The sequence below is a fragment of the Streptomyces sp. NPDC023838 genome (genome assembly GCF_040639555.1).
GTDB lineage: Bacteria > Actinomycetota > Actinomycetes > Streptomycetales > Streptomycetaceae > Streptomyces.
In genome coordinates this window covers 1-15,799 of record NZ_JBFAAD010000003.1, presented here as the reverse complement: position 1 = coordinate 15,799, position 15,799 = coordinate 1, and the positions used below count along the sequence as shown (strand labels likewise).

General features: G+C 73.9%; 8 protein-coding genes. 5 read left to right on the top strand and 3 right to left on the bottom strand.

Annotation, left to right across the window (positions count from 1 at the left end; translation table 11 throughout):
- Window positions 1-47 precede the first annotated feature (47 nt).
- Window positions 48-2,162 (top strand): asparagine synthase-related protein, encoded by a 2,115-nt coding sequence (locus tag AB0G17_RS04335; protein ID WP_361375377.1) that lies wholly within the window; start codon window positions 48-50, stop codon window positions 2,160-2,162.
- Between the two features lie 633 nt (window positions 2,163-2,795).
- Window positions 2,796-5,996 carry a BTAD domain-containing putative transcriptional regulator gene (locus tag AB0G17_RS04330; protein WP_361375375.1) on the top strand — a complete coding sequence of 1,067 codons (3,201 nt, stop codon included), beginning with the start codon at window positions 2,796-2,798 and terminating at the stop codon, window positions 5,994-5,996.
- A gap of 168 nt (window positions 5,997-6,164) precedes the next feature.
- Here AB0G17_RS04330 and AB0G17_RS04325 read toward each other — a convergent pair whose 3' ends face one another.
- Window positions 6,165-8,138, bottom strand: a complete 1,974-nt coding sequence (locus AB0G17_RS04325; protein ID WP_361375373.1) for a sigma-70 family RNA polymerase sigma factor — start codon at window positions 8,136-8,138, stop codon at window positions 6,165-6,167.
- A 345-nt stretch (window positions 8,139-8,483) separates the two neighbouring features.
- A complete protein-coding gene (locus AB0G17_RS04320) occupies window positions 8,484-9,362 on the bottom strand; it encodes a helix-turn-helix domain-containing protein (protein ID WP_361375371.1) in 879 nt (292 codons plus the stop codon).
- 323 nt (window positions 9,363-9,685) lie between these two features.
- On the opposite strand from AB0G17_RS04320, the gene AB0G17_RS04315 reads away from it, so the two are divergent.
- Entirely contained in the window at window positions 9,686-11,149 is a 1,464-nt protein-coding gene (locus AB0G17_RS04315) for an NAD(P)/FAD-dependent oxidoreductase (protein WP_361376254.1), read from the top strand.
- A 114-nt stretch (window positions 11,150-11,263) separates the two neighbouring features.
- On the top strand, window positions 11,264-12,916 hold the full coding sequence (locus tag AB0G17_RS04310; protein WP_361375369.1) for a SpoIIE family protein phosphatase: 1,653 nt from the start codon (window positions 11,264-11,266) through the stop codon (window positions 12,914-12,916).
- Between the two features lie 64 nt (window positions 12,917-12,980).
- Here the strand turns inward: AB0G17_RS04310 and AB0G17_RS04305 are convergent, their stop codons facing one another.
- Window positions 12,981-14,258, bottom strand: coding sequence for an MFS transporter (locus AB0G17_RS04305; RefSeq protein ID WP_361376251.1), 1,278 nt, complete (start codon window positions 14,256-14,258; stop codon window positions 12,981-12,983).
- 182 nt (window positions 14,259-14,440) lie between these two features.
- Between AB0G17_RS04305 and AB0G17_RS04300 the strand changes: the two genes are divergently transcribed.
- Window positions 14,441-15,016, top strand: a complete 576-nt coding sequence (locus AB0G17_RS04300; protein WP_361375367.1) for a MarR family transcriptional regulator — start codon at window positions 14,441-14,443, stop codon at window positions 15,014-15,016.
- Window positions 15,017-15,799: the final 783 nt, after the last annotated feature.

Below are 15,799 nucleotides of genomic sequence, written 5' to 3'. Positions count from 1 at the left end.
TTCTGTCGGCGCGGGCGGCGGGTTGTCCACAGGCTGTGGAGGCGGCGATGCGGTGGCTGGTGGGCTGGAGCAGTGTCGCCGCGAGGTTCGGTGCCGTGGGGACGGCCGGTGCCGTGGGCGCGCCCGAGGAGGGGCGCACGGTCCACCCCGTGGGCTCCCAGCTGCTGTGGGGTGACCCCGACCCGCTCTGGGCGGTCGGCGACTGGCGGCCCGACGAGATCCGCGTGGTCAGCGTGGGGGCGGACACCCGGCTCGCGGTCCTGGGCTGCTGCGCCGCCAGTGACGAGGAGCTGCGGGTAGGGCTGTTCGCGGCACGCGGGGGCGCACTGCGGCACCTTTCGGCGTGGCCGGGCAGCTATACGGCGGTTGCCCAGGTCGGCCGCAGGGTCACTGTCGTCGGTGACCTGGCCGGTGCCCGCCCCGTCTTCTACACGCCGTGGGCGAGCGGCACCGCGTACGCCACGGCCGCCCTGCCGCTCGCCGACCTCATCGAAGCCCAGCTGGACATCGGCCACTTGGCGGCGCTGCTCGCCTGCCCCGACGTACCCGAGGCGCTCGGCGACTCCACCCCCTATGTGGGAGTGCGGCGCATCCCGCCCGGCCACGCGCTGGTGCTGCGGGAGGGCTCGCGGGAGATCACCGGGTACGAGCCGGTCGCCTCGCTCGCCGTCGCGGCCGCCCAGGTCGACGAGGAGAGCGCGGTGAACGGCGTACGGGAGGCGCTGGTCGCGGCCGTCCGGGCTCGGCTCACCGCGCCGCGCCACGCCCCCGAGACGCTGCCGCAGGACCCCGGTCCGGTGCCCGGCATGGGTCCCGCCGAGCGGCGCGCCGCACGCGGGGGCCCGGCGCCCGGCATCGGCGCCGACCTCTCCGGCGGCCCGGCCTCGGCCACCCTGGCCCTGCTCGCCGCCGGGCTGCCCGGCAACCCCGGCACGGTCCTCGGCCACGGCACCGGCGCGGGCGAACGGCTCCTCGCGGTCACCTTCAACGACCTCGCCGTGCCCGGCCGCCGCGGCGAGGCGGAGCTGGAGCGGGCCGGGGCGATCGCGGCCAACCCGCGGCTGCACCACGTGGTGGTGGCCGGTGACGAGGAGGCCCTGCCGTACGCGGAGCTGGCGGGCCCGCTCACCGACGAGCCGGGCCCTTCGCTGGTCATCGCCGAACGCCACCGACGCCGACTCGCCGCGGGCAGCGCGGACCACTTCACGGGAAGCGGCGCCCGCCAGGTCCTGGACGCCCATCCGGCGCGCCTGGCCGATCTCCTGATGGACCGTCAGCGCCGTCACCTGCTCCGCCCGGCGGCAGCGCTCGCCAAGGCGGGCGGCCCCTCGGCGCACTCCCTCTTCGTCCCGCTGACGGTGTACCGGGCGGCGCGGAAGCTGGCGCGGACGCCGTACCGGACGGGCATCGAGTCGGCGGCGGAGCGCCTGCGCCGGGACGCGGACGTCGTCAGCGGGGAGGCCGAGACGCCGCTGGACGCCTCGCTCGCGTCCCTGGCCTGGACGCGGCCCGGGCCGGCGGCGCGCTGGCTCACCGGGGAGGCGCTGGCTGAAGTATCGATCCGGCTGATGGCGTCGGCGACGCGCCCGGCGACGGTGCTGCGTCCGGGCGAGGCCCGGGCCCGCGCGGCCCTCGCCCGGTACGCGGCCGACCACCGCGTCCTGGAGCAGGCGGCCGAGATCCGCAGCCAGCGACTGCACGCGCCGTTCCTGGACAACCAGGTGGTACGGGCGTGCCGCGCCCTGCCCGAGGCGCTGCGGGTCCAGCCGGGCGCGCGGGCGGCGATCCTGCGGACGGTGCTGGCGGGGTCCGGGGTGCGGGACCTGCCGCCCGGCTGGGGCGCCGCCACGTCCCACGCCTCCTCGACGGCCGCGGTACGGGCGGGTCTGCGCCGCTCGATCGACCCGCTGATCACGCTCTTCGAGGCGCCGCTGCTGGCGGACGCGGGCCTGATCGAGGCCCGCACGGTCCGCCGCGCCCTGCGCGCGGCGGCCTCCGGCGAACGCCTCCCGCTCGACGGCCTGGCCGACCTGGTCTCCACGGAGCTGTGGCTGCGGCGCCTGCTGGCGCGGCGGGGCACGTGCTGGACGGGCGCGGCGGCGCCGAAGCAGCGGGCGGTGGCGGGGGGCGTGACGCCGTCGCGTCCCCCGCTGCGGGCCTAGAACGGGCCCCGGCCCATTTGTTTGTCTGCGGGCCGGTGGGGGCTGGCCGCGCAGTTCCCCGCGCCCCCGAGGGGATACGGCCGCCGCACCCCACCGGCCCGCACCCGACCACCGGCCAGGTCTTTAGGGGCGCGGGGAACTGCGCGACAAGCCCCCACCGGGCCCGCGCTTGACCACCGGCCGGGTCTTTAGGGGCGCGGGGAACTGCGCGACAAGCCCCCACCGGCCCGCACGCGACCACCGGCCAGGTCTTAAGGGCGCGGGGAACTGCGCGACAAGCCCCCACCGGGCCGCGCTTGACCGCCGGCCGGGTTTTTAGGGGCGCGGGGACCTGCGCGACAAGCCCCCACCGGCCCGCGCTTGACCACCGGCCAGGTCTTTAGGGGCGCGGGGAACTGCGCGACAAGCCCCCACCGGGCCCGCGGCCGACCCACCGGCCGGGTCTTTAGGGGCGCGGGGAACTGCGCGACAAGCCCCCACCGGGCCCGCGGCCGAAAAGGGGGCCGGGGGCGTAGCCCCCGGGAAGCGGGGCTCAGGCCACCACCCGGCCGCCCGCCCGAGGGCTTTCGGGAAGGGGCGGGGCGGGGAGAAAACCCCGCCGCAACCACCCCGCACCCAGGACACAATGACCCCGTGCGGTACCGAATCCTGGGCGCCACAGAGGCGCAGAACGACCAAGGCCAGACCATCCCCCTAGGGGGACGCCGGCTGCGCGCCCTGCTCACCGCCCTCGCCGCCCGAGCAGACCGCACCACCCCCGTCCCCCTCCCCACCCTCATCGACGACATCTGGCCCGACGACCCCCCGCACGACGCCCCCGCCGCCCTCCAGGCCCTCATCGGCCGCCTCCGCCGGACGATCGGCCACGACGCCGTCGTCTCCGACCCCGGCGGCTACCGGCTGGCCGTGGACGCGCCCCACGACGTCGACCTGTTCGCGTTCGAGCAGCAGGTCCGGACCGGCACGCGCCAGCTCGAAGGCGGCGACCCCGAATCCGCCGCCACGACGCTGCGCACCGCCCTGGCCCTGTGGCGCGGCCCCGCCCTCGCCGACCTGCCGGGCAGCAACGGCAGCGGCAGCAGCAGTGGCGGCGGCACCGGCACCGGCACCGCCGCCCGCCCGGACGCCCTGCGCCTCACCGCCCTGCGCGCCCGCATCGAGGCCGACCTGCGCCGGGGCGCCACCGACCACCTCCCCGCCGAGCTCACCGAACTGATCGAGACCCACCCGTACGACGAACCCCTGCACGCCCAGCTGATCCGGGCCCTGCGGGCCGAGGGGCGTACGGCCGACGCGCTCCTCGCGTACGAGACCGCCCGACGCACCCTCGCCGACGCCCTCGGCGCCGACCCCGGCCCGGAGCTGGCCGCGCTCCACCAGGAGCTGCTCAACCCCGCCCCCGAAGCTCCCGGCGGCGGCAACCTGCGGCCCCGCCTCACGTCCTTCGTCGGACGCGAGCCCGAACTCGCCGCCATCCGGGAGGACTTGGCGGCCCACCGCCTCGTCACGCTCACCGGCCCCGGCGGCTCCGGCAAGACCCGGCTGGCCGAGGAGTCCGCCGCGCACACCCCCGCCTGGCTCGTCGAGCTCGCCCCGCTCGACCACCCGGACGCCGTCCCCGGTGCCGTCGTCTCCGCGCTCGGGCTGCGCGAGACCACCCTACTCGGCCGGGACGGACAGCCGCACCCGGACGACCCCGTCGCCCGCCTCGTCGACCATTTCTCCGCCGCCCCCAGCACCCTCCTCGTCCTCGACAACTGCGAGCACGTCATCGACGCCGCCGCCCGCCTCGCGGAGACGCTGCTCACGCGCTGCCCGGCGCTGCGGATCCTCGCCACCAGCCGCGAACCCCTCGGCGTGCCCGGCGAGCGGGTCCGCCCGGTCGAGCCGCTGCCGCCCGACCCCGCGCACCGCCTCTTCGCCGAGCGCGCCCGTACCGTACGACCCGACTTCGACCCGGCCGACGACCCCGAGGCCATCACGGAAATCTGCCGCCGGCTCGACGGTCTGCCGCTGGCCATCGAGCTGGCCGCCGCCCGGCTGCGGCTGCTCGGCCCGCGCCAGATCGCCGACCGCCTCGACGACCGGTTCCGCCTCCTGACCAGCGGCAGCCGGACCGTACTGCCCCGCCAGCAGACCCTGCGCGCGGTCGTCGACTGGTCGTGGGAGCTGCTCGACGAGCGCGAGCGCGCGGTGCTGCGCCGCGCCTCCGTCTTCGCCGGCGGCTGGGACCTGGCCGCCGCCCAGGCCGTCTGCGGCTCGACCGACGACCTGGCGGCGCTGGTCGACAAGTCCCTGGTCGTGGCCGCCCCCGACCCGGACACGGGCGGGATGCGCTACCGGATGCTGGAGACCATCCACGAGTACGCCACCGAGCGCGCGGCCGAGACCCCGCGCCTGCTCGACGAAGCCGCCCGCGCCCACACCGCGTACTACCGCGAACTGGCCCAGGAAGCCGACCCGTTGCTGCGCTCGCACGGGCAGCTGACGTGGATCCGCCGCGTCGAGCGCGAGCTGGACAACATCCGGGCCGCGCTGCACCGCACCACGACCACCGTCCCCGACCCCGTCGAGGCCCGCGACCTCGCCCTCGCCATGGGCTGGTTCTGGTGGCTGCGCAACTACCGCAGTGAGGGCGTGGGCTGGCTGGACCGCGTCCTGGGACCGAACGAGAACACGGACGTCGGCCCCCACGACCCCGACTACTGGCCCCGCATGCGCCTCGGGCTGCTGCGGCTCTTCCTGATCGAGGAGTCGGGCGCCCCGGCCGAGCGGCTGCGTTCGCCGGAGGCCATGGCGGAGATGGAGCGGCTGCGCGAGGCGTTCGGGCGGGGCGGGCCGGAGGCGGCGCGGTTCCCCGGGCTGCTCTGGCCGTTCGCCTCGTTCCTCACCCAGACACCCGCCGAGGTACGCGACTCCGTGGACGCCGTGGTCGCCAACTGCCGTGCGTACGGCGGTGAATGGGAGGTCGGTGTCAGCCTCATGTTCCGTACGCACATGGTCATCGACATGCCCGGCGGGGTGTGGGACGTCGACGGCGACCTCGCGGAGCTGCGCACGCTCAGCCGCCGCGTCGGCGACCGCTGGATGCGGGCCCAGGTGGCCAGCGCCGCCGGGGAGGCGGCGATGATGCGCGGGCTGCCCGCGCGGGCCCGGCCGGAGTACGAGGAGGCGCTCGGCCTCGCCCGCGAGGTGGGCGCCCACGCCGAAGCGCCGTTCCTGCTGGCCCGTATCGCCGAACTCACCTACCGGGCGGGCGACCTGGACGAGGGCGTCAAGCTCCTCGACGAGGCCGAGGCGGAAGCCGTCCGCTACGGCGTCCTCGACGCCACCTCCTACATCCACTATCTGCGCGCCTGCATGGCCCTGGACTCCGGCGACGCCGCCACCGCGCGCACCGAGTGCGACGCGGCCCACGCGGACAGCGCCCGCAGCACCTCGCCGCCGCCCTTCACCGCGATCCTGGAGGGCCTGGAGGCCCGCGTCGCGGCCGTGGAGTCCGGCCCGGCCATCGGCGTACGCGGCCTGGCCTCGGCCCTGCGCACCGCCGCCACCGCGGGCTGCGCCGAAATCATCCTCGCCCACTTCACGGAGGGTGCGGCCCAGCTGCTGCCGGATTTGGGCGAACCGACGGCCGCGGTACGGGTACTGGCCGCGGCGGAAACCTGGCGCGCGGGAATCCCCCTGTGGCCGGCGGACCGCACGACCCTGGAGGCCCTGCGATCCCGCCTGCGCGACGAGCTGGGCCCTCAGGTGTACGAGGACGAGCGCGCGGCGGGGGCGGGGCTCAGCACGGAGGAGGTGGCGGGCTTGCTGGAGGGATCCGCCGCCTGAGGAGGCGGGGCGGTGTCCGTTAAGGGGAGAGCGGGGCTGTGACATGTGCGGCTTCGCGGCGGGGCGGTGTCATGTGCGGCTTCGCCGCGTGGGCGCGACCAGCCACCCACGGTCCGCGGCCACGCGGACACCGCGCCCCTCGTAGCGCCAACGGCAGTTTTCCTGGCGCTAACGGCAGTTGAGGACCGACGTGGCCCAGTCCGCCAACGCCACCGACCCGAACGGCGTATGCGGCTCGACGGCCAGCCGGATGGTCCGATGCCCCGTGAGGTCCGCATGGACCGGCACCGCCGGATCGCCCCCGTGCATCACGGGCGAACGCCACAACAGGGTCCGGTCCCCGAACACGGAGAACCGCACCGCCCCCGGCCCCATGGTCAGATCGTCGACCCCGGCCAACGCGTCGTAGCTGGAGCACTGCCGGTTGAGGTCGATCGTCACGGAGGACCGCGCGTGCACGGTCACCCCGTGGCTGTACGGCTTGCCGTCGATCTCCATGCCCCAGCGCTGCCACAGCCAGCTGGACGAGCCGAGCCGCACCTCGGGCTTGGTGTGGTCCCCGAACGTCCCGTACTGGAGCCGGTTGATCTGGTAGACGCTCGCCGGAGGGGGCGGAGGCGTCGGCGTCGGCTTGGGCGGCGTCGGCTTCGGCTTGGGGGCGGGCCGGGGCGGCGTCGACTTCGGCGTCGGCGTGGGCTTCGGTTCGGGCTTCGGCGGCACGGGCTTGGCCGGCTTCGGCGCGGGCTTCGGCGGCGGTACGGGCGCGGGCCGCGCCGGGGGCTCCGGCGCGGGGGAGGGCGGCGGCTTCTGCGGAGCCACCGGCACCACGGCCGACGGCTTGGCCTGCGGCTTCACGGGCGGCTTGGCGTCGTTGCCGCTGAGCGCGAAGACCACGCCCGCGGCCACCGCGACGGCGACCGCCGCCGCGATGCCCGCCTTGACGGGGGCGCCGAGCCCCTCGGAGGCGGCCCCACCGGCCGCGCCCCCGGACGAACTCCCGCCCGTGGGCGCCGCGGCGGCACCGGCGCCCGCCGCACCGGCGGCGCCTCCCGCCACCAGCCCGGCGGCCTTGAGCGAGTACCCGGCGGCGAACCAGCCGACCACCGCGACCGGCAGCAGCGCGGGGATCCCGGCGTTGACGTCCTTGAGCTCGACGACCGCCACCCGGCACTTGGCGCACTCCTCCAGGTGCTTGGTCAGGCCCCGCTCGGCCCGCACCCGCAGCCCGCCGCGTGCGTACGCCCCGAGCCGGTCCGCGTAACGCGCGCAGTCGCCGCCCTCGGTGAGCGCGGTGGAGACGTGCGCCTGCAAGTACGCCTGCTTGAGGCCCTCCCGGGCCCGGCTGGCCAGCACCGCCGTGGCGTTGGCGGAGAGCCCGAACAGCGGCGCGACCTCGCTGGGCGACTCCTCCTCGACGGTGGTGTGCCACAGCACCGCCTGCCACCGCTCCGGCAGCGACCGGAACGCCTGCATGGCCAGCGACTGCTCGGCCTCGTGCATCGCCCGTACGTCCGCGCCGAGGTCGACCGTGGCGTCGTCCCGCCCGTCCGAGGTACGGGCGGCCTGGTCGGCGAAGAGCGCGAAGTCCTCGACCAGTTGCTCCCGCTTCGCCGTCTTCGTCCAGGACGCGGCGACGCGACGCACGGTTGTCATCAGATACGCGCGCACGGCCTGCTCGGGCCCGGCGCCGCCGCGCACCGCCTGGAGCGTACGGGCGAACACCTCGGCCGTGAGGTCGTCGGCCGTGTGCGCGTCCCGGCAGCAACTGCGGGCGTACCGGCGGACCGCGTCCGAGTGGCGCCGGAACAGCTCCTCGTACGCGGTGTCGTCGCCCGCCCGCATCCGCTGGATCAGCTCGGCGTCGGCGGTGATCCGGTCACGCTGCTGCGGAACACCGGGTGCGGAGCGGACGGCGTCGCCCGACGCGCCGGACTGCTGGGCGCCGGACTCCTGAGCGCCGGACTGCTGGGCGGGGCCCCACGGCCCGGGCAGCACGGTCCCGCCGGGCCCGCCCCGGACGTCCGGCCGGCCACCGGGCCCACCCTGGCTCGGCACCTGCCGCGCGGACAAACCGTCCCGCGAGGACAGGCCGTCGGACTCCGTGCCGCTGCCGCCGAGCTCGTCCCGCCCGTCAACGTTCATCGCGGAAGCCCCCGTCAGCACGCTCAGACCCGACCACGCGCCAAGCGTCCCACAGCGCCCCACACCCAAGCAGCCCCCAGCCCCCCCTACCCGTTAGTGGACCGGGCCGGGCGCCTACGCACCTACTTACCCATGCAGCTGTGGGCAATCGTGCTTACCTACGCAGCTGTGGGCAATCGTGCCGCTAGGGGTGATGGGGGTCCCCCTGCTCGAGCGAAGTCGAGAGCTTGGGGGAGGGTGGGCACAGCGGCATCCCCGTCCCGCCGGGCTGACGCACCCCCGCCCTGACCCCGGCCCCGCGAAGCCCCGCAACCTGCACCGCGACAAGTCACGCCCCGCACCCCGTCACGCAGGGCGCGACCGCAACCCCTCCAGCAAAATGTCCAGCAGCCGAGCGGAAGCCGCGGCCTGCTGATGCGGATCCGGCAGCGACGGCGCCGCCGTGGCTATCACGAGCAGCACGTCCGCCACGGTCACATCGCCCCGCAGCTCCCCCGCCTCCCGCGCCCGGTCCACCAGCTGCCCGACCACCGTGAGCAGCTCCGCCGCCCCCGCGTGGTCCAGCTCGTCCTCCGGCGCCGTACGCGGCTCGACGACCCGCAGGCCGGGCACGACGGGCCCACCGGCCACCCCGGCCTGCCGCTGCTGCGGCAGCCGGGCCTCGGCAGAGGCAGCGGCAGAAGCCGCGCCGGAGTCCGACGCGTCCAGCGACGACTCCACCGGCTCAAGCACCGGCCCCGGCCCTTCCGGGCCCCCGCCGACCACCGTCGACTCCTCGTCCACGTCCACCCCGACCCGCAGCACCTGCGGCGGCAGCAGCCGCCCGGCGCCCGACGCCACCGACGTCCGCAGGAACCGGGAGAGCGCCGACCACGGCTCCTCCTCCTGGCCCAGCGCGGTCCGCGCCTGGTCGGTGAGGCGCGCGGTCTCCTCCTCGGCTATCCGCCGGACCAGCACGTCCTTGCTCGGGAAGCGCCGGTACACCGTGCCCACGCCGACGCGGGCGCGGCGCGCCACGTCCTCCATCGGCGCGCCGTACCCCAGCTCGCCGAACACCTCGCGCGCGGCACGCAGTACGTGCTCCAGATTGCGCTGGGCGTCCACCCGCAGCGGTGCGGAGCGGGAAGCGGAAGCGCTCCCACCACCGCCGACCGCGCCCATACGACCATTGCCGTCCGCCGACGCGACGACAGCGGACTGCCAATGAGAGTCCTGAATATGCATAACCGTTCCCCCGGTAATGACGTCTCCCCCCGGAGACTCCCCGCCCTGACAGTCGGGTGGCCGGACCCGACACCCCGACGAGGTACGAACATAGTTGAGCCGGAGTCAATTCAGAAGGGGGTTGTTCCGCACGGTGTGCCCCCCGATCGGAGCAAGGACCGGAACCTTCCCGATTCGAACCCCCTCGCCGCCCCGGTATACCCACTCTGACCTGCGTTTTCTCTCTGATCGGAGGGAAGACCCGGCGCCTGTTCCGGCCACATCCGTCAGTCACACAATTTGCCGGGCCTGTGGACAAACGCCGGAGGCCGTTGCCTCATGGACTGGTGAAGGCTGCGATCAATCGGGGGTCGAGCCCCGAACCACCGCCCGGCACGCGCATTCTCGTCGTCGGCGGCGGCTACGTCGGGATGTACACGGCGCTGCGTCTGCAGCGCGAGCTCAAGGCGCAGTTGCGCGACGGCCGGGTGGCGATCACCGTGGTCGCCCCGGATCCGTACATGACGTACCAGCCGTTCCTGCCGGAGGCGGCCGCCGGGTCCATCTCGCCGCGCCACGTCGTCGTACCGCTGCGCCGCGTCCTGGACCGCTGTCACATCGTCATCGGCGAGGCACAGCGCATCGACCACGCCGCGCGGACCGCGACCGTCACCACCCTCGCCACCGAGGAGGAGGGCACCGGCCCGGTCGAGATCGGGTACGACGAACTGGTCCTCGCGCCCGGCTCGGTCTCCCGCACCCTCCCGGTCCCGGGCCTGGCCGACTACGCCATCGGCTTCAAGACCGTCGAAGAGGCCATCGGCCTGCGCAACCACGTCATCGAGCAGATGGACATCGCCTCCTCCACCCGCGACCCCGCCGTCCGCGACGCGGCCCTCACCTTCGTCTTCGTCGGCGGCGGCTACGCGGGCGTTGAGGCGCTCGCCGAGCTGGAGGACATGGCCCGCTACACCGCGCGGTACTACCACAACATCAAGCCCGAGGACCTGAAGTGGATCCTCGTGGAGGCCAGCGACCGGATCCTGCCCGAGGTCGGCGAGGAGATGGGCCGGTACGCCATCCGCGAGCTGCGCGGACGCAACATCGACGTACGTCTTCGGACGCGCCTGGACTCCTGCGAGAACCGGGTCGCGGTGCTCAGCGACGGCTCGCGCTTCCCCACCCGTACGGTCGTGTGGACCGCCGGCGTCAAGCCCGCGCCCCTCCTCGCCGCCACCGATCTGCCGCTCACCGAGCGCGGCCGCCTCAAGTGCACCGCGAAGCTCCAGGTGGAGGGCGTCGAACACGCCTGGGCGGCGGGGGACGCCGCCGCCGTACCGGACGTCACGTCCGACGAGAAGGACAAGGAGTGCGCGCCCAACGCGCAGCACGCCGTACGCCAGGCCAAGGCGCTCGCCGAGAACGTCGCCGCGTCGGTCGACGGACGGCCCCTGCGCGAGTACGCGCACAAGTACGTCGGCTCGGTCGCCTCGCTCGGCCTCCACAAGGGCGTCGCCCACGTCTACGGCCGCAAGCTCAAGGGCTACCCCGCCTGGTTCATGCACCGGGCCTACCACCTGAGCCGCGTCCCCACCTTCAACCGCAAGGCGCGCGTGCTCGCCGAGTGGACGCTCGCGGGCCTGTTCAAGCGCGAGATCGTCTCCCTCGGCTCGCTGGAGCACCCGCGCGCCGAATTCGAGCTCGCCGCGGGCGGCCCCGCCAAACCGGGCCCCAAGCCCGGGCCCGAGCCAGGCCCCGAACCCGGCTCCAAGAGCGGTCCCAAGGAGCCCGGCGGCAAGGACAACTGACGTTGTCAGTGCGGTCCGTCACACTGGGCGTGTGACCATAGGTGGACCCACACCTGCACAGAGTGACCCGCCAGAGTGACCCAGCAGCCAGCGACACACGAGGCCAAGAGATCCGTGAACTTCACGCGTTGGAGCGCCCGGCTCCCCGGTACGCAGCGCCGCGCCGCCGCACGGACCGACCGGGGCTCCGTGCCCGCCGCGCGCGGTGAGTGCGGCCCAGGGCCCGGCACCTGGCCGGACGAGGACGGGGCGGACGGCCCGGCGGCGCCCGCCCTGGAGGAGCTGTCGGTCCGTCAGCTCCTCGGCCAGCTCCCGGCCCTCGCCGCCCTGGTGTACGGCCCGGAGCACCGCGTGGCGTACGTGAACGACGCGTACGCGACGGCGTTCGGCCCCCGCCCCGTCGGCGCTCCCGCCGCCAAGGCCCTGCCCGAGCTGGACGAGCTGGGCCTGCTGCCCCTGATGGACCAGGTGCTGCGCAGCGGCAAGCCCCGTACGGTCAAGTCCCGCAAGGCCCAGGGTGGCGGTTCGTACACGGTCACCTGCACCCCGGTCGAGCTCCCCGCGCGCGGGGAGGCGGGCGGCGGGGTGCTCGTCTTCGCCGCCGACGTCACCGACCACGCCGAGGCCGCCGAGCGGCTGCGCGCCAGCGAGCGCCGCCACCGCGAGACCGCCGTGACGCTCCAGCGCTCCCTGCTCCCGCAGGAGCTGGAGCAGCCCGACGACCTGCGGGTCGCCGTCACGTACCAGCCGGGCGGCACGGACGCGGCGGTCGGCGGCGACTGGTACGACGTGATCACCCTGGGCGCCGGGCGCACGGCGCTGGTGATCGGGGACGTGATGGGGCGCGGGGTCCGCGCGGCCGCCGTGATGGGCCAGCTCCGCACGGCGGTGCGGGCGTACGCGCGCCTGGACCTGCCCCCGCACGAGGTGCTCCAGCTGCTCGACGGCCTGGCCGCCGAGATCGACGCCAGCCAGATCGCCACCTGTGTCTACGCGGTCCACGACCCCAACGAGGGGCTGTTGGTGTACGCCTCGGCGGGCCACCTGCCCCTGCTCGTACGGCACGCGGACGGCAGCGTGCACCGCGCGGCGGACCCGACCGGCCCCCCGCTGGGGACCGGCGGCTGGCTGCACACCTCCGGCACCATCGCCCTGCCGCCCGGCGCGACCGCCGTTCTCTATACGGACGGCCTGGTCGAGCGCAGGGGAGAGGACATCGACGAGGGAGTGGCGGCCCTGGAGCGGGCGCTCTCGGGCGCGGCCGGCACCCCGCAGGTCGTCTGCGACCGGCTGATCCGCTCGCTGGGGGTGACCGCCGAGCACGACGACGACGTGGCGGTCCTGGTCCTCCAGCACCCGGCCCGCACGGGCCCGGACGCCGAGCTGTTCCACAACGCGGCGCTCGACCTGCTCGGCGGCGTGGAAGCCGCGCCACGCGCGCGTGCCTTCGCGTCCGGGGTCCTGGCCTCCTGGCGCTTCCCGGCGGAGCTGCGCGACCTGGGCGTCCTGGCAGCGAGCGAGCTGGTCGCCAACTCGCTGCAGCACGGCACCCCGCCGATGCGGCTGCGACTGCGCCGCACCGACCGCCGACTGATCATCGAGGTGACGGACGGCGACGACCACCTGCCGCGCCGCCGCCGCGCCGAGCCCGGGGACGAGTCAGGACGAGGCATCTCGATCGTCGCGACGATCGCCTCGTCCTGGGGTTCGCGCCGCACGCCGGGCGGCGGCAAAGCGGTGTGGTGCGAGTTCGCCCTGCCGGGCTGAGGGCGGCCGTACGGCATCACTCGTACGGCAGCACTCCTCCGGCAGTACTCGTACGGCCTTCGGCTCAGGCCGCCGCGCCGACCTGCTCGGCCTTGTGCACCACGACCACCCGCGACGGGGCCGCGAGCATCGGCTGGTCCTGCGCGGGCGTCAGCCTCCTGCCGAGCCGCAGCGCGAGGACGGTGATGCCGAGCGAGAACAGGATGAACGTGACGATGTACGGGCCGTGCAGCGTGGCGCCCATGGGCCCGCCCACGAACGGCCCGAGCGCCAGCGCCATCTGCTTGACCAGCGCGAACGCCGAGTTGTACTGGCCGACCATCGCCTCGGGCGCCAGGTCCGCGACCAGCGGCGCCACGGTCGGCGACAGCATCGCCTCACCGAGCCCGAAGAGCGCGTACGTGGAGACGAACGCGGCGGTCGCCATGGTCTGGCTGCCGTGGCCGAGCCCCGCGTACCCGGCGAAGAGCCAGGCCACGGTCCAGATGAGCCCCACGGACGCGATGACGCGGCTGCGGCGGCGGCGCTCGACGAAGCGCAGCACCAGGAACTGGGCGACCACGATCACGGCGGTGTTGGCGGCCAGGGCGAAGCCCAGGGCCGACGGATCGATTCCGGCGGCCTCGGTGCCGTACGCAGCGAGACCCGACTCGAACTGCCCGTAGCAGGCGAAGAACAGCACGAAGCCGAGGACGCAGAGCTGGAGCATGGCGCGGTGCCCGAGCACGGCCCGGAAGCCGCTGCCGCCCTTGCCGCCCTTGGGGCGGGCGTCCGCGATGGCCGCGTTGCGCGGCAGCTTCACGGACAGCGCGATCGCGGCGAGGACCAGGAACATCCCGGCCTCGATGGCGAAGAGCAGGGTGAAGGACGCCGGACGGCTCTCGTCGACGATCTGGCCGCCGAAGAGCCCGCCGATACCGAGCCCGAGGTTCTGCAGGAAGAACTGCATGGCGAAGGCACGGGTACGGGAGGTCGGCCCCGAGGACCACACGATCATGGTGGCTAGCGCCGGCTGCATGACCGCGGTGCCCGCGCCGAGCAGGGCGGCGGACCCGAGGACGGCCACCAGGCTGTTCGCGAGGCCCAGGCAGAGCGCGCCGAGGGCGGCCGTCACGGCGGCGCCGACCAGGACGGGCAGGGGGCCGCGGCGGTCGATGACCCGGCCGGTGAAGAGCAGCGCGACCAGCGCGGCCAGGGCGAAGACGCCGAGGACGATCCCGGCCCAGAAGGAGCCGAGCCCTCGCACCGTCGCCACGTAGATGTACAGATACGGAACGGTGAACCCGAGTCCGAACGCGCTCAGCGCGTTCCCCGTCTGGATCCGGCGCATCGCCGCGCCCATCACCTTGGTCACACTCACCACCTTGAGGTCTCGAAGTGGAAGTCCTCGAACCTGAAGGTCTCAGACCTGAAGGCCTGAGCCCTGAAGGTCTCAGAGGCGAAGACTTCAACACTAAAGTTAGAACCTCAACAATACACACTCAAGGACTTAGACGCCAACGCGTCCCGTGCGATACTCGCGGCATGGCTGAGACCACCGAGCGCGGCGGGCCCACCGGCCCCGCCGGCCCCGAGGAGCCGACCCTCGACGAGCAGATCGCGGCGTACCAGCGCGAGTTCCGCGACCTCGACCCCCAGGTCGAGAAGGTCGTCTCGGCCCTGGGCCGGCTGAACCGCCGCATGAACGTGGCGTACGGACGCCAGGTCGCCGCACTCGGCATCAGCAACGCCGAGTGGGAGGTCCTGAAGACCCTCGTGCTCGCGGGCAAGCCGTACCGCCTGGGCCCCGGCGAGCTGGCCAAGCGCCTCGGCCTCACCCCCGCCGCCATGACCCACCGCATCGACCGCATGGCGGGCGAAGGCCTGGTCACGCGCGACCGGGACGAGAACAACCGGGTGCGTGTCATCGTCGAGCTGACGGACGAGGGGCGTACGAAGTGGCTGGAGGCCATGCAGATGGCCACCGACTTCGAGGAAGACCTGCTCCAGGACCTCACACCGGACGAGCGCGGGTCCCTCGGCGAGATGCTGATCCGGCTGCTGCGCCGGGTGGAACACGCTCAGCCGGACGCCGGGGGCCGGCTCACGGACCTGGACTGAGGGGGTTCGGCCGGGGGTCGATGGCCTGCGGCCCGGCCCGGTCCAGCACGGTCCGGCCCGGTCCGGCCTGGTCCAGCCGGGGGTTTGACACCCCTGTCCCAGGTGCGTAAGGTTCTTCGAGTTGTCACGGAGCCGGAACGGTTCTGCGACAACCGTCCGCCGCAGATTTGCGGCAACCCCAACTCAGTACGACCTCCCGATCGGGATGAATTTCGGCATGCCGAATTCCATTTCGAAGGCGAGTAGTGCGAGTGGATGGATCGGTCGGCCCGATTAGGAGCCGTCCGGGAGATCCGCTAGAGTTTGGGACGTCGGAACGGCCCAACAGCCGGGAAGACAAACCGACTTGACCCGGGAGACCGGAAATCAGGCCCGAAAGGATCTGATAGAGTCGGAACCGCCGGAAGGCCGAAAGGCCGGAAAGCACCGAGGAAATCGGACACGAAAGAGTCTGATAGAGTCGGAAACGAAGGAAGCGCCCGGAGGGCCCGGAAACGGGAACAAAGGAAGCGTCCGTACCTTGAGAACTCAACAGCGTGCCAAAAGTCAACGCCAGATTGACAACCCCGGCCTGCCAGTGATGGTGGGTTGGAGGTTCCTTTGAAAAGTCCTGAACGCTTCCTTGTGGGGCGGGCAGGCAATACACAGCGAGGACGCTGAGAACGACTGGTCATATTCCGACCGGTTCGTTCCGCTCTTACGTGATGTGTGCACCCGATTACGGGTAAACATTCATGGAGAGTTTGATCCTGGCTCAGGACGAACGCTGGCGGCGTGCTTAAC